This is a genomic window from Alloalcanivorax marinus, from assembly GCF_016906305.1.
GTDB classification, from domain to species: domain Bacteria; phylum Pseudomonadota; class Gammaproteobacteria; order Pseudomonadales; family Alcanivoracaceae; genus Alloalcanivorax; species Alloalcanivorax marinus.
This window is the reverse complement of record NZ_JADDOL010000028.1, coordinates 1-15888: the sequence shown is the minus strand read 5'-3', so window position 1 is coordinate 15888 and position 15888 is coordinate 1. Positions and strand designations below refer to the sequence as shown.

17 protein-coding genes are annotated in these 15888 nt (G+C 68.1%); 2 read left to right on the top strand and 15 right to left on the bottom strand.

The window, feature by feature from the left end; genetic code table 11:
• Positions 1-77 precede the first annotated feature (77 nt).
• Positions 78-554: a hypothetical protein gene (locus IM760_RS16930; protein ID WP_204431433.1), complete on the bottom strand. Its 477-nt coding sequence runs from the start codon at positions 552-554 to the stop codon at positions 78-80.
• Between the two features lie 119 nt (positions 555-673).
• Here IM760_RS16930 and yaaA point away from each other — a divergent pair, with 119 nt between their 5' ends.
• Positions 674-1447, top strand: coding sequence for a peroxide stress protein YaaA (yaaA, locus tag IM760_RS16925; protein WP_204431432.1), 774 nt, complete (start codon positions 674-676; stop codon positions 1445-1447).
• A gap of 50 nt (positions 1448-1497) precedes the next feature.
• On the opposite strand, the gene IM760_RS16920 is transcribed toward yaaA, so the two are convergent.
• From IM760_RS16920 to ccoN, 14 genes are all read right to left on the bottom strand, one after another.
• Complete coding sequence (locus tag IM760_RS16920) at positions 1498-1899, bottom strand: ectoine synthase (RefSeq protein WP_204431431.1); 402 nt, start codon at positions 1897-1899, stop codon at positions 1498-1500.
• A 45-nt stretch (positions 1900-1944) separates the two neighbouring features.
• Entirely contained in the window at positions 1945-3360 is a 1416-nt protein-coding gene (locus IM760_RS16915) for an amidase (RefSeq protein ID WP_204431430.1), read from the bottom strand.
• 167 nt (positions 3361-3527) lie between these two features.
• Positions 3528-4454, bottom strand: coding sequence for a universal stress protein (locus IM760_RS16910; protein ID WP_204431429.1), 927 nt, complete (start codon positions 4452-4454; stop codon positions 3528-3530).
• A 55-nt stretch (positions 4455-4509) separates the two neighbouring features.
• Positions 4510-5226: a fumarate/nitrate reduction transcriptional regulator Fnr gene (gene fnr, locus IM760_RS16905; protein ID WP_204431428.1), complete on the bottom strand. Its 717-nt coding sequence runs from the start codon at positions 5224-5226 to the stop codon at positions 4510-4512.
• A gap of 104 nt (positions 5227-5330) precedes the next feature.
• Positions 5331-6704, bottom strand: a complete 1374-nt coding sequence (gene hemN / locus IM760_RS16900) for an oxygen-independent coproporphyrinogen III oxidase (RefSeq protein WP_204431427.1) — start codon at positions 6702-6704, stop codon at positions 5331-5333.
• A gap of 86 nt (positions 6705-6790) precedes the next feature.
• Positions 6791-7510: a sulfite exporter TauE/SafE family protein gene (locus IM760_RS16895; protein ID WP_204431426.1), complete on the bottom strand. Its 720-nt coding sequence runs from the start codon at positions 7508-7510 to the stop codon at positions 6791-6793.
• Positions 7503-7652, bottom strand: coding sequence for a cbb3-type cytochrome oxidase assembly protein CcoS (gene ccoS / locus IM760_RS16890; RefSeq protein WP_204431425.1), 150 nt, complete (start codon positions 7650-7652; stop codon positions 7503-7505). Before ccoS ends, IM760_RS16895 begins: the two co-directional genes overlap by 8 nt.
• Positions 7631-10042: a heavy metal translocating P-type ATPase gene (locus IM760_RS16885; protein WP_338021412.1), complete on the bottom strand. Its 2412-nt coding sequence runs from the start codon at positions 10040-10042 to the stop codon at positions 7631-7633. The genes ccoS and IM760_RS16885 overlap by 22 nt, the downstream gene beginning before the upstream one ends.
• Positions 10039-10551 (bottom strand): FixH family protein, encoded by a 513-nt coding sequence (locus IM760_RS16880; RefSeq protein ID WP_204431424.1) that lies wholly within the window; start codon positions 10549-10551, stop codon positions 10039-10041. The genes IM760_RS16885 and IM760_RS16880 overlap by 4 nt, the downstream gene beginning before the upstream one ends.
• A complete protein-coding gene (gene ccoG / locus IM760_RS16875; RefSeq protein WP_204431423.1) occupies positions 10520-11938 on the bottom strand; it encodes a cytochrome c oxidase accessory protein CcoG in 1419 nt (472 codons plus the stop codon). The genes IM760_RS16880 and ccoG overlap by 32 nt, the downstream gene beginning before the upstream one ends.
• Before the next feature lie 3 nt (positions 11939-11941).
• A complete protein-coding gene (gene ccoP / locus IM760_RS16870; protein WP_204431422.1) occupies positions 11942-12853 on the bottom strand; it encodes a cytochrome-c oxidase, cbb3-type subunit III in 912 nt (303 codons plus the stop codon).
• Positions 12853-13032, bottom strand: a complete 180-nt coding sequence (locus tag IM760_RS16865; RefSeq protein ID WP_204431421.1) for a cbb3-type cytochrome oxidase subunit 3 — start codon at positions 13030-13032, stop codon at positions 12853-12855. Before IM760_RS16865 ends, ccoP begins: the two co-directional genes overlap by 1 nt.
• Positions 13032-13664 carry a cytochrome-c oxidase, cbb3-type subunit II gene (gene ccoO, locus IM760_RS16860; RefSeq protein ID WP_204431420.1) on the bottom strand — a complete coding sequence of 211 codons (633 nt, stop codon included), beginning with the start codon at positions 13662-13664 and terminating at the stop codon, positions 13032-13034. The genes IM760_RS16865 and ccoO overlap by 1 nt, the downstream gene beginning before the upstream one ends.
• A 2-nt stretch (positions 13665-13666) precedes the next feature.
• A complete protein-coding gene (gene ccoN, locus IM760_RS16855) occupies positions 13667-15100 on the bottom strand; it encodes a cytochrome-c oxidase, cbb3-type subunit I (RefSeq protein WP_204431419.1) in 1434 nt (477 codons plus the stop codon).
• Between the two features lie 179 nt (positions 15101-15279).
• On the opposite strand from ccoN, the gene IM760_RS16850 reads away from it, so the two are divergent.
• The gene (locus IM760_RS16850; RefSeq protein ID WP_204431418.1) at positions 15280-15747 is read left to right on the top strand and encodes a MarR family winged helix-turn-helix transcriptional regulator; all 468 of its coding nucleotides are present in this window, start codon (positions 15280-15282) and stop codon (positions 15745-15747) included.
• The last annotated feature ends 141 nt before the right edge of the window (positions 15748-15888 follow it).

Sequence of the window (15888 nt, the reverse complement as noted above, 5' to 3'; positions counted from 1 at the left end):
ACCCGCTGCGGTGCGTGGGAAGGCCGGCATTGTGAACCGTTCGATTTCCCTTGGCCAGTCTCCAAGCGCGGCGCGTGTCACCGGCCATAGACTTCCACGCGCAGCACGCGCAGACGCCAGCGATCGGCCTGGACATCCGGGGTGGGGCGCGGAATCGACAGATTGAGCGGGTAGCGACCGCCGGGTGGAATGTGCATGGACACCGTTTCGCGGGCCTGGTGCAGCACCTCGCACGCCCGCGCCGGCGGGCATTTGAGCGCTTCCGCGGCAAGCTGCACACGGGCCACCGGGTACTCGCCCCGGTTGGCGATGTCGCCGGTGAGCCGGTAGGTGGTTTCGGTGCCGTGCACCGACTGCACGTTGGCGATCACGCTTTCCGGCGCCGCCGGGACCCGGCGCTCCTGCTCGGTGAACAGGGTGGCCAGGGCGAACAGGGTGCCGGCCACCACCACCCCGGCCAGCGCCAGGTAGAACGGCCGCCGGCCCGCCTGCCAGCTTCCCCAGAGCAGCACCACCACGGCCACGGAGACGGTCAGGATCAGCAGAAAACGCATTGTCGAAGCACTCCCGGTCGTGGCCCGTGCCGCCGCGCGGGCGGATCAATCGGGCCGATAGCTTTCTTCTCACTGCGCTCTTCTTATAATCACTACCGCGTCATGTAAAGGAGAACACCATGCTGATCGTCGTCTCCCCGGCGAAAACCCTGGATTACGAAACACCGCTGCCGTCCTTGCGCGCCACCCAGCCGCGCCTGCTCGACGACAGCGCGGAACTGGTGGAACGCGCGCGGGCGCTGTCGCCGGCGGACATCGCCGGGCTGATGAAGGTCAGCGACAAGATTGCCCATCTCAACGCGGAACGCTTCGCGCAGTGGTCACGGCCGTTCGACAAGAGCAATGCGCGACCGGCGCTGTTCGCGTTCAAGGGCGACGTCTATACCGGCCTTGATGTGGCGCGCTTCGACGGCGACGACCTGAAGGCGGCGCAACAGCGCCTGCGTATCCTCAGCGGCCTGTACGGCCTGCTGCGACCGCTGGATCTGATGCAGCCTTATCGGCTGGAGATGGGCACGCGGCTGGACAATCCGCGCGGCAAGGACCTGTATCAGTTCTGGGGCGAGACCATCACCGACCAGCTTGCCAGGGACATGAAGGCCGCCGGCACCGACGTGCTGGTCAATCTGGCGTCCAACGAATATTTCAAATCCGTGCACCCCAAGCGACTGCCCGGGCCGGTGATCGAACCGGTGTTCCAGGATGAGAAAAACGGTCAGTACAAGGTGATCAGTTTCTATGCCAAGAAGGCGCGTGGTCTGATGGCGGCATGGATTCTGCGGAAAGGGATCGACACGCCGGCGGGCCTGAAAAAGTTCCGGGAGGCCGGTTACCGGTACGACAAGGAAGCGTCCACCGACAGCCGGCCGGTGTTCCGTCGCGGCGAGCAATGATCCGGCACGGCGCCCGGCGGGCGCCGTGGGTTTCCTTCCCGGCGCGGCGCTCAGTGTTGCACGATGCTGCCGTCGTCGTCGTAGAGCGGGTAACTGCCCCGTTCGTCGTGATCTTCCGGGCCCACCAGTGACGGCGAGAACACGCACAGCACCGTCATGCCTTCCTCGCTGCTGAGAATGTGCTTCTGGTTTTTGTCCAGCGCATAGAGCACGCCGGGCTTCAGGTCCCAGTGGCCACCCTCGGTGACGTCCTCGATGCGGCCCTCGCCCTCGATGCAGATCACCGTTTCCTTGTGATTGCGATACCACATGTGCAGGGACTGGCCCGGCTTGATGTAGGTTTCATGCACCGAGTGGCCCATGCCGTCGGCACGCAGGGTATAGCGACGGCTGACGAACTTTTCCTCGTCCACTTCGGAGCGTTTGGCGTCCTTACGGTCTCTGACGATCATCCTGGTCTCCTTGTCTCGGATGGGGGTTTGGCACGGTTTGAGGGTTCAGGCGTATTGCGCCGGGTCCGGCACCGTGGGGAACCGGGCCGGAAAAGCCTTCATGTAGGCGTGGCAGGCATGCAACACCTTGGGGTCCTGATAGCGGCCGGAGGCGATCTGCATGCCCACCGGCAGTCCCGAGTCGGTGAAGCCACAGGGCACCGACGCGGCCGGTTGCTGGGTCAGGTTGAACGGGTAGGAAAACGGCGTCCACTGTTCCCAGTCGGTGAGCTCGCCGTCCGGCGGCACATTATGATTGGCCTCGAACGGGGCGATGGGCACCGTGGGCGTAACCAGCAGATCGTAGCGCTCGGTGAAATGCTCCATGCGCTCGGTGAGCACGGCGCGGTCCGACAGGGCCCGGAAATAATCCAGCGCGGTGCACTGTTCCGCCCGTTTGCCATCGGACACCAGGCCCGGGTCCAGACGCTGCCGGTCGGCGGCGTCGCTGCTCGCCAGGATCTGCTGGGAGGCGGTGAACCACAGCACCCGGAAGGTTTCCAGCGGCGACTCGAAGCCGGGATGGATCTCCTCCACCTTGGCGCCCAGTTCCTCCAGCCGGCCCACCGCCTCGCGCACCCGCTCGGCGATGTGCGGGTCCACCCGGGCGTAGCCCAGATCCGGGGAGTAGGCAATGGTCAGGCCGTCCAGGTCGTCGCGCAGCCGGTCGCCCCAATCCTCCGGCTGGCCCCGGGTGGCATAGGGGTCCCGGTAATCGTAGCGGCCGATCACGTTGAGCATGCTCACCGCGTCGGCCACGGTGCGGGTCAGCGGGCCGATGTGCGACAGGGTCGGCGCCTTGGCCGGCGGCCATTGGGGCGTCCAGCCAAAGGTCGGCTTGAAGCCGAACACGCCGGTGAAGCTGGCGGGAATACGAATCGAGCCGCCGGAGTCGCCGCCCTGGTGAAGCACGCCCATGTTCAGGGCCGCCGCCACCGCCGCGCCGCCGGAGGAGCCGCCCGGCGTCAGCCGGGTGTCCCAGGGGTTCAGGGTGGTGCCGTAGACCCGGTTGTCGGTGACGGCTTTCCAGCCGAACTCCGGGGTATTGGTTTTGCCCAGCAGAACCGCCCCGGCTTCGCGCAGCTTGCGCGCCGGCGGCGCGTCCTCGTCACAGAGGCCGCCGGGTACCGTCAGCGACCCCTCCCGGGCGGGCATGCCCGCCACTTCGGTCAGGTCCTTCATGGACACCGGCAGGCCGTCGATGGGGCTCAGCGGTTTGCCCTGGCCCCAGCGGCGGGCCGAGGCGCGGGCCGCCTTTTCGGCGCCCTCGCGGTCCACGTAGGTGTAGGCGTTGACCTGCTCGTTGAAGCGGTCGATGCGCGCCAGCGCCGCGCGGGTGGCTTCCAGGGGAGATGCCTTGCCGTCACGGAACAGGCGGGTGAGGGTGGTGCCGTCCAGGGTGCCCAGATCGGTATCGTCCACGTCCTTGTCCTCCTCGCGGTTGCGGAAAACGGTTTGACCTTCCGCGTTCAACCGTAAGGACGGCTGAACACAACGCAAGCCAGCGAAACGGACCGAACCGGCGCCAAAACGACGCGAGGCCCGTGGTGACGGGCCTCGCGGGGATTGCTAAAAGCGGTAAAAGCGGACTAGCCGGCGGCGGAGGGGGTCCAGTCGCTCTCGAAGTCCTCCGGTTTCACCACCAGCACATCGTTGACCGTGCGGGTCAGCAGTGATTCGGCGGTGGCGCCCAGCAGCAGACGCTCGACGGTATTGCGGCGCACCGTGCCCACCACCAGCAGGTCACAGCCCTCGTCCTCGCAGTAATCCACCAGGGTGCGGGTCACCGGGCCTTCCAGCAGCGTGGTGCGTTCGTCGGGCAGGTTCTCGCGCCGGGCGAATTCGGCCAGGGCCTTGGCGTGGTAATCGCGGATGCTCTTGGCGCTGGCCGCGTATTCCGGCAGTGCCTCGCCGGCCACCAGCAGCAGGGTTTCATCCGGATGCTCCAGCACGTGCACCGCTTCCAGCTCGCCGTGCAGCTGCTCGCTCCAGTAGCGCGCCTGATGAATCACCGCGCTGTCCAGGCCGCCCGCTTCCTCTTCCGGCTCCACCGCCGCGGTGATGCGGGGCGGATCGCTCCAGGCGGGAGAGTGCACGCACAGCACCGGGCAGGGCGCGTGGCGGATCAGCAGCCAGTCGCGGGGCGTGAACAGATGGCGTTTCAGGGTGCCCTCGTCGCTGGTGTGCACCACGATCAGCGACGGCGCGCACTCCACCACCGTTTCGCGCAGGGCGGTCTCGGCGTCGCGGTGGGCGGCCACCCGTTTCTCCACCGTCACGTCGCCGACCAGGTCATCGATGCGCTTTTCCCAGGCACGTACGATCTGCCGCTCCGCGTTCTCGCGGCGCTGGTCGTCGAAGCCCACCGCCCGCCGCATGGCGGCGGAGTCGCTGTTGACCGCCACGGTGAGCCGCTGGCCGGCGGCGCGCGCCAGCTTCAGTGCTTTTTCCAGGGCCGGTTGCGGCGCCTTCAGATCACGATCCAGAAACACCAGAATGCCATTCTTGGAGCTCATACAGCGGGTCCTTTGCAGTAGTGCGAATTGAGGCCGGTGCGAACGGATGGCGGCGTCAGGCGTTTTCCACCGGGTGCAGCCCGCCGCTGCCGCACAGGGCCGGGCGATCCAGGATCTCCACCTCACGGCCGTCCACCCACAGCATCTTCTGCTGCTGGAAGCGGGTGAAGATACGGCTCACGGTTTCCACCGCCAGGCCCAGATAGTTGGCGATGTCGTAGCGCGACATGGGCAGGCGGAAACGCTTGTTGCTCAGGCCCCGGCGCTGCTGGCGCGCCGCCAGGGAGAGCAGCAGGGACGCGACCCGGTCGTCGGCGCTTTTTTTGCTGAGCAGCATGTGCAGCTCCCGGTCGGCGCGGATTTCCTTGCTCATCAGGCCGAAGAAATGGTGCTGCAAAGTGGGAATTTTCTGAGACAGATCTTCCAGCCTGTGGAATGGAATCTCACAGACCGTGGCGGTCTCCAGGGCCTTGGCGTTGGACAGGTGGCGGGCGGTGCTGATGCCGTCCATGCCGAGAATCTCGCCGGGCAGATAGAAGCCGGTGACCTGTTCCTCGCCCTCGTCGGAGAGCACATAGGTTTTCAGGGCGCCGGAGCGCACCGCGTACACCGAATGGAAATCGTCGGCGGCGCGGAACAGGTGCTCGCCGCGTTTCAGCGGCCGGCCACGCTGGATGATGTGATCGAGCTGGTCGAGCTGGGCGGGCGCCACCGCCAGCGGCAAACAGATCGGGCTGAGACTGCAATCGTTACAGGATACTGTTCTCGGCATGGCGCCCCCTTCCTGGCTGCGTATCAAAGTAGCTGCGTAAGTCATTATAAAAGGCCTCATCGGCTGAACAAGTGGCGGGCTCCGCAAAAAAAAACGGAAAGCCCTCAGATAATGCGGCTGAAACGTTCCCCCTGACCGGCGCCGGCAAAGCGGTCAAACGGCTGCACCAGCGCCCGCGCCACCAGGCGGCCGGCGTCGGTGATCACCAGGTCGCTGCCCTCCATGGTGAGCAGGCCCAGATTCTCGAACTCGCCCAGCGGCGCCAGGGCGTCGGCGAAGTAATCGGTGAAATCCACCCCCCAGCGCTCACGGAAGGCGGCCAGATCCAGACGCAGGTCGCACAGCAGGCCCATGATCACGGAGCGGCGCAGACGGTCGTCGCGGTTGAGCTGATAGCCCCGTTCCAGCGGCCAGCGTCCGGCCTGGACCTGTTCCTGCCAGTCCTCCAGCCGTTTCGGCGCCTGGGTGTAGAGATCGCCCAGATCGCTGATGGCGCTGACGCCGAAGCCGATCAGGTCGGCGTCGCCGTGCAGGGTGTAGCCCTGGAAATTGCGATGCAGCCGGCCTTCCCGGCGGGCCACCGCCATTTCGTCGTCGGGCAAGGCGAAGTGATCCATGCCGATCAGGTCGTAGCCGGCCTGCTGCAGCAGTTCACCGGCGCGCACCTGCATGGCCAGTTTCTCCGACGGGCTCGGCAGGGTGCGCTCGGGAATCTGCCGCTGCACTTTGAAGCGCGCCGGCAGGTGGGCGTAGTTGTAGAGGGAGATGCGTCCCGGGCGCAGGGCCACCAGTTGCTCCAGGGAACGCGCCAGGCTGGATTCGCTCTGCCAGGGCAGGCCGTAGATCAGGTCCGCGTTGAGCGAGTGGAAGCCGAAATCCGCGGCGTCCTCGAACACCCGGCGGATCATGTCCAGCGGCTGCACCCGGTTGACCGCCTGCTGCACGCGCGGGTCCAGATCCTGCACGCCCAGGCTCAGGCGGTTGAAGCCGAGCCCGCGCAGCAGGCCCAGCCGGGAACGGTCCACGGTGCGCGGATCGATCTCCATGGCATAGTCGCCCCGGTCGTCTTCCAGCAGGCGGAAGTAGCGGGCCAGGTCATAGACCAGCTCGGTGATCTGGGCGTCGTTGAGAAAGGTGGGCGTGCCGCCGCCCCAATGCATCTGCACCACCGGCCGCTGTGGATCCACCAGGGTGGCCTTGGCGCGCAGTTCGGTTTTCAGGTGGGCCAGGTATTCCACCGCCCGGTGCCGGTTGGCGGTGACGATGCGGTTGCAGGCGCAGTAGTAGCAGACCGTGGCGCAGAAGGGGATATGGCAATACAGCGACAGGTCCCGGTGCGCGCGGTTGCCGGCCTCCACGGCGGCGGCCACCTGGGCCGGGCGGATCTCCTCGTGGAACTGGGTGGCCGGTGGGTAGGAGGTATAGCGGGCCCCGGGCCCGCCAAAGCGGCGAATCAGATCCGGGTTCCAGAGGGTCATGGGCAAAGCTCCAGGTGATATGCCTGGCCATGATGCCAGCCCGGGCCCCGACCATCTTGACGCAGGTCAAGCGGGGCCCGGTTCCCTCAGCAGAAGGGCAGCGGCAGGGCGCCGTGGCCGCCCCACAGGCCCTGGGCCAGGAACCAGGCGGCCAGGGCCAGGCTGGCGGCGCCGGCCCAGCGCCGGTGGTCACGGCCGCGGCCGCCCAGGCGCCCGCCGGCGACACCGGCCAGGGCCACCGGCGCCACCGTCACCGCGCCGAACACCAGCATCACCAGGGCGCCGCCCCCGGCCCCGCCGGTGGTGGCCGCCAGCAGCAGGGCGGAATACACCAGCCCGCAGGGCAACAGGCCCCACAGGGCGCCCAGCGCCACCGCCTTGTGCGGCCGGTCCACCGGCAGCAACCGGTCGCTCAGCGGTTTCAGCCGCCGCCAGAGGCGCGCGCCGGGACGCTCCAGCCGTCGCAGCAGGGCGCCGTGGCCGAGGAAATGGGCCGCCAGCAGCGCCATCAGCAGCCCCGAGAACAGCGCCGGCCAGGCCGGCCCGCCGCCGGGCAGCCGGCCCAGCAGGGCGCCGCCCAGCGCCCCGGCCAGGGCGCCGAGCACGCCGTAGGCGGCGACGCGTCCGGTGGCGAACAGGCCCTGCCACAGCCACAGGCGCCCGCCTTGGCGGCGCCGGGCGGGGATGGTGAAGGTCAGGGCGGCGCCGATGCCGCCGCACATGCCGGCGCAGTGCAGCAGGCCGCCCAGGGCCAGCATCAGCGCCCCGGCCAGCAGCGGCAGCAGCGCCGGGACGGCGTCAATCATGGTCCCGGTCCTCGAACACCACCCGCCAGGCTTCGTGGTCCAGGTCCTCGAACTGGCCCCGGCGGATCGCCCAGAACAGCGCCCACAGGGCCGCGCTCAGAAACAGCAGGGCCAGGGGAATCAGCAGAATGACGATGGCCATCGGGACAACCTCGCGGCATTGAAAGTGACGATCAGGGAACTGGCGGACATGCCCAGGGCCGCCGCCCATGGCGGTACCCAGCCGGCCATGGCCAGGGGCACCGCGAGCAGGTTGTAGCCCAGCGCCCAGATCAGATTCTGGTGAATCCGCCGGCGCGCCTTGCCGGCCAGCGCGGGCAGCCGCAGCAGCGGCTTCAGATCGGTGTTCAGCAGGTACAGGCCGGCGGCGCGGCGGGCCAGGCTGGTGGCGTTGGCGGTGGCCACGGACACGTCGGCGGCGAGCAGCGCCGGGGCGTCGTTGATGCCGTCACCGACCATCAGCTGTGGCCCTTCCTGGTCGCGCAGCCCGGCCAGCCAGGCGGCCTTCTGGTCCGGCGTGCAGCGCGCCCGCCACTGGTCCAGCGCCAGCTCGCCGGCCAGCGCCGCCACCGCGCTGTCGCCGTCGCCGCTGGCCAGCCGCAGGCGCCAGCCACGCCGCCGCCAGCCGGCCACCAGATCGGCGGCGTCCGCGCGGGTGCGGTCACGCAGGAAGATCCACAGGCGCGGCACGTCGTCCTCCTTGAGCAGCAGCGCGGACACGCCGGCCGGCGCGGCATCCGCCGCCGGCGCCGGCCCGATGTCCCAGCGGCGGCCCTGGTAGCGACCCTCGGCGCCGTCGGCGCGGATCCGCACCGCGGACACCGGGGCGGGTTCCAGGTCGTCGAAGGCCCGCGCCAGCGGGTGCGGGTGCCCCTGTTCCAGGCCGGCGGCCACCGCCAGCAGGTCCCGGTGATGGCTCGACCGCTCCTCGCCGTCCGGCGTGCGCGTGCCGACCCGCTCGAAGCGGCCTTCGGTGAGAGTGCCGGTCTTGTCGAACAGCACCCCGCGCACCCGGTCCAGGGCCAGCAGTTGCGACGGCGAGGCCACCAACACGCCATCCTTGAGGGCGGCACCCAAGGCCGCGGACACGGTCAGCGGCACGGCCAGCGCCAGGGCGCAGGGGCAGGTCACCACCAGCACCGCCAGGGTGTGCTCGAAGGCCAGGGCCGGGCCGGCGGACCAGTGCAGCGCCAGGGTCACCCCGGCCAGCGCCAGCACGCCCAGGGTGAACAGGGGCGCCACCCGGCCCCAATCGCTGACCAGGGGCAGCCGCTCGCTTTCCGCCCGCGCCACCTGCTCGCCGATCCGCGCCACCAGGCTGTGCGCCGCCGGCGCGGCGGCGTCCAGCACCAGGCTGCCTTCCAGCAGGCGGGCGCCGGCGTGCAGCAAGTCGCCCGCCGCCGCCGGGCGCGGCAGCGGTTCGCCGGTCAGGGCGCTTTCCGCCACCTGGGCCTGGCCGCTCACCACCCGGCCATCCACCGGAATCACTTCCCCCTGGCTCAGGCACAGCCGGTCGCCGGCGCGCACCTGGCGGCTCGCCACCCAGGTTTCCCGGTCGCCGTCCTGGCGCCGCACCACCAGCGGCAGGGCATCCTCCAGGCGCCGCCAGGCGGCGCGCACCCGGTGCCGTTGCCGCTGTTCCAGCCAGCGGCTCAGCAGCAGGAAAAACACGAACATGGCGGCGGACTCGAAGTAGACGTGCCGCCCGCCCAGCGCCATGTTCACCAGGGAGCCGGCCCAGGCCAGGCCCAGCGCCAGCGCCACCGGCAGATCCATGCCCGGCCGACCGGCGCGCAGCCCCCGCCAGGCGCCTTGGAAGAACGGCCAGCCGGCGTAGAACACCACCGGCGTGGCCACCATCAGGCTGGCGATGCGGAACAACCAGGCGTACACGTCGTCGCCGTCCTCGAACACGCCCAGGTAGAGCGCGGCGGAATACATCATCGCCTGCATGGCGCCGAGGCCGGCCAGGGCCAGGCGGCCCAGCAGACGGCGTGCCTCCCGGCGCTGGCCGGCCTCGGCGGCCGGGTCGCCGGGCAGGGTCACGCCGTAGCCCAGTTTGAGCAGACGCTCCGCCACCCGGCGAGGGGCGTCCGCCCGGTCATAGGTCAGGGTGAGGGTCATGGCGGCCAGGTTGGTGCGCAGCGCCTTCACGCCGGGAATATCGCCGGCGGCTTTCTCGATCAGCCAGCAGCAGGCGGCGCAGGTCAGCCCGGACAGGGCCAGGGTCAGGCGCTCGCCGGCCGGGTCCGGCCGGCGATGGGCGGCCAGCAGCTCCGGCACATCGAACAGGGCCAGGGCGCGGTCCCGCTCGCCGCCGTCCGGGGCGGGGGCGCCGTCACCGCCGCGCAGGCGGTAGTAATCCTCCAGGCCCAGATCGTGGATCAGAGCCATGGCGGCGGCGCATCCGGGACAGCAGGCCGGGCGTTGCCCCACGTCGCCGGGGGCCCAGAACGGCGGATCGGGGGCCCGCTCGCCGCAATGGGCGCACAGGACCTCCGAGGGGGTGGCAATGGGCCGGGCGGTGGTCACCGAGGCGTCTCCGGGGCGCCCAGGCGGGCCCCGTCGGGGCCCAGACGCAGTCGGTGGTAGAGCCGCCAGGCGCCGTCCGGCGGCGCCAGGGTCACATCCCAGTCACCGGCGGCGGGCAGGGCGCCGTCGGCCTGGTAACGGCCTTCGCCAAGATGGCGCAGGCGCCGTTCCTGGTCCCGATCGGCGAACGCCGGGTGACGCAGCGACAGCACCAGATGATCCGGCCACGGCAGCGCCACGGCGCTGTGCAGCCGGACCCGGCCGTCCGCCTCAAACGCGGCGCCCAGCCCCCACAGGGCGGCGCGCTGCTCCGCCTCCAGGGAGCGGTTGATGGCCTTGCCGTCCCGGTACCAGTTGTCGTCCACGGTGCTGTCCGCGTGGGTAATGGCGATGGCCAGGGTCACCAGGCCGCCGATGATCGCCGAGGCGGGCAGGGCGATCACCAGCCAGACCAGCGGGTGCCGGTACCAGGGCGCCTCAGGAACGCGGGGCGATAAAGCGGGATTCATGGGCCATCTCCATATCGGTGGCGTCATCGGCGCCGGTCACGGCGCGTACGTGGAAACGGATATCGGCGGATTCCACGGTGCCGGCGTAGGGATCGCCGCTCACCGTCACCGGCAGACTGCGGTGCTCGCCGGCCACCAGGCTGAAGTGGCGCGGGCCATTCACCAGGGTCAGCCCTTCCGGCCCTTCCAGCGTCAGTACATAGCGGTGCGGGCTTTGATCCTTGTTGAGGATTTCCAGGCGATAACTGTTTTCGATGGTGCCGTTGCCGGTGACCCGGTACAGCTGGTTGCGGTCGCGCAACACGTCCACCTGCAGTGGCACGCGGGTCATCAGACTGCCGATGAACAGCCCCACCAGTACCAGGATCACCGCGCCGTAGCCCAGCAGACGTGGACGCAGCAGGTGGGTTTGGCGGCCGTTGAGGGCATTCTCGGTGGTATAGCGGATCAACCCATTGGGCCGGTGAATCCGTTCCATCACCTGGTCGCAGGCGTCGATGCAGGCGGCGCAGGTGACGCACTCGTACTGCAGGCCGTCGCGGATGTCGATGCCGGTGGGGCACACCTGCACGCACAGGCCGCAGTCCACGCAGTCGCCGGCGGGTTCCTCGCCCTGCTTGCGGGCGCCGCGCCGGCGCGGCTCGCCCCGGGCCCGGTCATAGCTGACGATCAGCGTGTCCCGGTCGAACATGACGCTCTGGAAACGGGCATAGGGGCACATATAAAGGCAAACCTGCTCACGCATGAAACCGGCGTTGCCGTAGGTGGCCAGGGTGAAGAAGCCGATCCAGAACAGGGCCCAACCGCCCACCTGGCCGGTGAAGAAATCCGGCACCAGGTCGCGGATCGGCGAGAAATAGCCGACGAAGGTGAGGCCGGTGGCCAGGGCCAGCAGCAGCCACAGGCCGTGCTTGCCCAGCCGGCGGGCCAGCTTGCCGGGGCGCAGCGGCGCCTTGTCCAGCTTGATGCGCTGGTGGCGGTCGCCTTCGAAGAACTGTTCGATGGCCATGAACCAGCGGGTCCAGGCGGTCTGCGGGCACACGTACCCGCAGTACACCCGGCCGGCGAACACGGTGACGAAAAACAGGGCCAGGGCGGAGAGGATCAACGCCCAGGCCAGAAACAGAAAGTCCTGCGGCCAGAAGGTCAGGCCGAAGATGTGAAAGCGCCGTTCCGGCAGGTCGAACAGAATCGCCTGCCGGCCGTTCCAGGTCAGCCAGGGCAGCACCAGGTAGAGCGCCACCACCACCCGCACACTGGCGTCGCGCAGACGCTGGTAGTGCCCTTTCACATCCTTGATCTGGATGCGCTGACGCTTGGCGTAGAGCCGCGCGCCCTGCGGGTCGGGATGGGATTGCTCCACCGGGATTCGGCGACCTGCGTTCATGATTTACTCCTCGTCGCTGTGGGACAAGCCGTAGACATAGGCGGCGAGCACATGCAAACGCTCGTCGGTCAGCACCCCTTCGTGTTTGGGCATGTGGCTGTTGCGGCCCTGGCGAATGGTGGTCTCGATGTCTTCCAGGCGGGCACCGTGCAGCCAGATGCCATCGGTCAGGTTGGGCGCGCCCAGGGCCTGATTGCCGGTGGCGTCCTGGCCGTGGCAGGCGGCGCAAACGGCGAACTTGGGTTTGGCCCGTTCCACCGCCTTCGCCACCTGCGGGTCGCCGGTCATGTCCGGCCGGCTCAGGCTCTGCACGTACAGCGCCATATCGCGCACCGCGGCGTCGGTGCCACCGATGGCGGCGGCCATGGGCGGCATCATTCCGTTGCGCCCCTGGGTGATGCTGGTGAGGATGGCGTCGGCGCTGCCCCCATAGAGCCAGTCGTCATCGGTCAGGTTGGGGTACCCCTTGGCGCCACGGGCGTCGGAGCCGTGACAGATGGCGCAGTTGTTGGCGAACAGGCGGCCGCCCACGTCGCGGGCTTCCGGGTACTGGTGCAGTTCGTCCACGGGCACCTTGGCGAACTCCGCGAACAGCGGTTCCGACCGCTTTTCCACCAGCGCCACTTCTTCCTGCCACTGGGTCACGCTGCTCCAGTTGAGCAGGCCACCGAACCGGCCCAGGCCGGGATACAGCACCAGGTAGATCACCGAGAAAATCAGCGTGCCCACGAACAGGAACAGCCACCAGCGCGGCAGCGGCTGATTGCGCTCCTGGATACCGTCGAAGCTGTGGCCGGTGGTCTCGTTGCGTGCTTCCTCCGGCGTCATCTTCAGGTTGACCAGCAGCAGGATGGCGCACCCCGCCAGGTTCAGCACCACGATGGCGATGATGTAAACGCTCCAGAACTGACTCATCAGTGATCTCCCTGGCGAGGGTCTTGCCCGTCCCGGGAGACCGGGCCGAGCGGGTCGGTGTTCAGGGGAATCTCGCCCAGGCGCTGGTAGTCACGCTTGCGCGAGGGGCGATACACCCAGCCCACCAGGGCCAGAAAGGCGACAAAGAAAATCACCGTCAGTAAAGCGTGGTAGTTCATCAGCGTTCCTCCCGCCGGGCCTGGCCCAGGGACAGCAGATAGGCGACCACCGCGTCTTCCTCGGTGGCGTCGGCCCATTCGCCGCGTACTTTGTTCATTTGCTCGTCGATGTCCTGATCGCTGTAGGGCACGCCGAACTGGTTCTTGAACACCTTCAGGGTGCGTTCCATGTGCGACCAGTCCACCGTGTTCTCCGCCAGCCAGGGGTAGGCGGGCATATTGGACTCGGGCACCACCTGGCGCGGATCACGCAGGTGCTCGCGGTGCCATTGCTCGGTGATCGGGCGCAGCCCGACCCGGTCCAGATCCGGACCGGTGCGTTTGGAGCCCCACAGGAACGGGTGTTCCCAGACGTCCTCGCCGGCCACGCTGTAGGGCCCGAAGCGCTCGGTCTCGGCGCGCAGCGGCCGCACCATCTGGGTGTGGCACACATGGCAGCCTTCGCGGATGTAGACGTCGCGGCCGGCCATTTCCAGCGCCGAGTAGGGGCGCAGGGTGGCCATCGGCTCAGTGGTCGCCTTCTGCCAGAACAGCGGCACGATTTCCGCCAGCCCGCCGAAGCTCACCGCCACCAGGGTGAGCACGATCATCAGGCCCACGTTCTTTTCGATTACCGAATGATAGTTGGCCATCGTTACGCCTCCGCCCCGACCAGATTGAGTTCGCCTTCGTCGCTGCGGGTACCGCGAATCGTCATCCAGACGTTCACCGCCATCAGGATCATGCCGGCCAGGAAGATGACGCCGCCGATCAGCCGCACGATGTAGAACGGTTGCCGCTCGGCCAGCTCCTGCACGAAGTTGTAGGTGAGGGTGCCGTCCTCATTGACCGCCCGCCACATCAGGCCCTGCATGATGCCGGACACCCACATGGCGGCGATGTAGAGCACCGTGCCGATGGTGGAAAGCCAGAAGTGCGCGTTGATCCAGCGGACCGAGTACATGCGCTGGCGGTTGAACAGCCTGGGCACCATCACGTAGACCGAACCCATGGTGATCATCGCCACCCAGCCCAGGGCGCCGGAGTGCACGTGGCCGATGGTCCAGTCGGTGTTGTGGCTGAGCGCGTTGACGGTCTTGATCGACATCATCGGCCCCTCGAAGGTGCTCATGCCGTAGAACGACAGGGCCACGATCAGGAAGCGGATAATCGGGTCGGTGCGCAGCTTGTGCCAGGCGCCGGAAAGGGTCATCACGCCGTTGATCATGCCGCCCCAGCTGGGCGCCAGCAGCACGATGGAGAACACCATGCCCACGGACTGGGCCCAGTCCGGCAGGCTGGAATAATGCAGATGGTGGGGGCCGGCCCACATGTACACGGCGATCAGCGCCCAGAAGTGCACGATGGACAGCCGGTAGGAGTAGATCGGCCGCTGGGCCTGGATCGGCACGTAGTAGTACATCATGCCCAGGAAGCCGGCGGTCAGGAAAAAGCCCACCGCGTTGTGGCCGTACCACCACTGCACCATGGCGTCGATGGCGCCGCTGTAGGCGGAATAGGACTTGGTCAGGGAAATCGGCACCGCGGCGCTGTTGACGATATGCAGCAGGGCGACGGCGATGATGAAGGCACCGTAGAACCAGTTAGCCACGTAGATGTGGCTGGTGCGGCGGCGGGCGATGGTGGCGAAGAACACCAGAGCGTAGGCCACCCACACCACCGCTAGCAGGATGTCGATGGGCCACTCCAGCTCGGCGTACTCCTTGGCGCTGGTGAAGCCCAGCGGCAGGGTGACGGCGGCCAGCACGATCACCAACTGATAGCCCCAGAACACGAACGACGCCACCTTGGGGAAGGCCAGGGCGGTTTCGCAGGTACGCTGGACCACGTACAGTGAAGTGCCGATCAGCGCGCTGCCGCCGAACGCGAAAATCACCGCGTTGGTGTGCAGCGGGCGCAGGCGGCCGAAGGTCAGCCAGGGGATTTCCAGATTGAGCGCGGGCCAGGCCAGCTGAGCGGCGATCCACACGCCGACCAGCATGCCCACCACCCCCCAGATCACGGTGGCGACCGTGAATTGCCGCACCACCTGGTAGTCGTAGGCGGGCGTCGCAGCGGTGTCTTGCATGATGTTTCCCTTCTGATGGACGGTCCGGGCAAGCCGGATCGAGGCGGGATGCACGTTAGCAGCGGCGACGACGAGAACCGTTGACATGGGTCAAGAGCAGCGTGATGACGGCGGGATTTCCGGCGCCAGCCGGGATGTTTATAATGTGTACACCCTAAACGCAGCGGAGCGGACGCCCCATGCCCAAACGGAACAAACCCCACACGCCTTCCGAGTACGGATACGAGTTTTCGGAACAGGTGGGGCACTTGCTGCGCCGGGCCTACCAGCGCCACACCGCCATCTTCCAGCGCCACGCCAGCGACCGGCAGCTCACCGCCATTCAGTTCGTCACCCTGTGCACGCTGGTGGAGCGGGGCGCCTGCTCCCTGACCGACATCGTCCAGGCCACCGCCATCGACCCGGCCACCGTGCGCGGCGTGATCAAGCGGCTGAAGGCGCGCGACTGGATCGCGCTGTCCACTTGTGAGCGGGATCAGCGCAAGGTGATGGTGACCATCACCAAGGAAGGGGAGGATCTGGTGGAGGAGATGGTGCCGGCGGCGCAGCGCATTTCCGATCTGACCATGGAGCGCCTCAACCCGGCGGAACGGGTGGCCCTGCTGCACCTGCTCGCCAAAATGAGCGGCGCCCCCGAGGACGACTGAAGAGCTTCTTCCCCAGTCCCTGACCTTTGCTCCTCCAACGTTTGGATTAGCCCGTGGCGTCGAGGATCACTGCTGAGCGGCTCTGGGCGACGCCCTTCCGGGACCCTTGAGAACAGGACGTTCGAAAGGGAGCCTACAGGG

Excerpts from the sequence above, each read along its gene's own strand:
- IM760_RS16865 (WP_204431421.1), bottom strand. The coding sequence starts at position 13,032 with ATGAACTACCACGCTTTACTGACGGTGATTTTCTTTGTCGCCTTTCTG.
- IM760_RS16920 (WP_204431431.1), bottom strand. The coding sequence starts at position 1,899 with ATGATCGTCAGAGACCGTAAGGACGCCAAACGCTCCGAAGTGGACGAG.
- IM760_RS16880 (WP_204431424.1), bottom strand. The coding sequence starts at position 10,551 with ATGAATCCCGCTTTATCGCCCCGCGTTCCTGAGGCGCCCTGGTACCGG.
- ccoN (WP_204431419.1), bottom strand. The coding sequence starts at position 15,100 with ATGCAAGACACCGCTGCGACGCCCGCCTACGACTACCAGGTGGTGCGG.
- IM760_RS16895 (WP_204431426.1), bottom strand. The coding sequence starts at position 7,510 with ATGATTGACGCCGTCCCGGCGCTGCTGCCGCTGCTGGCCGGGGCGCTG.
- ccoO (WP_204431420.1), bottom strand. The coding sequence starts at position 13,664 with ATGGCCAACTATCATTCGGTAATCGAAAAGAACGTGGGCCTGATGATC.
- IM760_RS16910 (WP_204431429.1), bottom strand. The coding sequence starts at position 4,454 with ATGAGCTCCAAGAATGGCATTCTGGTGTTTCTGGATCGTGATCTGAAG.
- ccoS (WP_204431425.1), bottom strand. The coding sequence starts at position 7,652 with ATGGCCATCGTCATTCTGCTGATTCCCCTGGCCCTGCTGTTTCTGAGC.
- hemN (WP_204431427.1), bottom strand. The coding sequence starts at position 6,704 with ATGACCCTCTGGAACCCGGATCTGATTCGCCGCTTTGGCGGGCCCGGG.
- fnr (WP_204431428.1), bottom strand. The coding sequence starts at position 5,226 with ATGCCGAGAACAGTATCCTGTAACGATTGCAGTCTCAGCCCGATCTGT.
- IM760_RS16850 (WP_204431418.1), top strand. The coding sequence starts at position 15,280 with ATGCCCAAACGGAACAAACCCCACACGCCTTCCGAGTACGGATACGAG.
- ccoP (WP_204431422.1), bottom strand. The coding sequence starts at position 12,853 with ATGAGTCAGTTCTGGAGCGTTTACATCATCGCCATCGTGGTGCTGAAC.
- yaaA (WP_204431432.1), top strand. The coding sequence starts at position 674 with ATGCTGATCGTCGTCTCCCCGGCGAAAACCCTGGATTACGAAACACCG.
- IM760_RS16930 (WP_204431433.1), bottom strand. The coding sequence starts at position 554 with ATGCGTTTTCTGCTGATCCTGACCGTCTCCGTGGCCGTGGTGGTGCTG.
- ccoG (WP_204431423.1), bottom strand. The coding sequence starts at position 11,938 with ATGAACGCAGGTCGCCGAATCCCGGTGGAGCAATCCCATCCCGACCCG.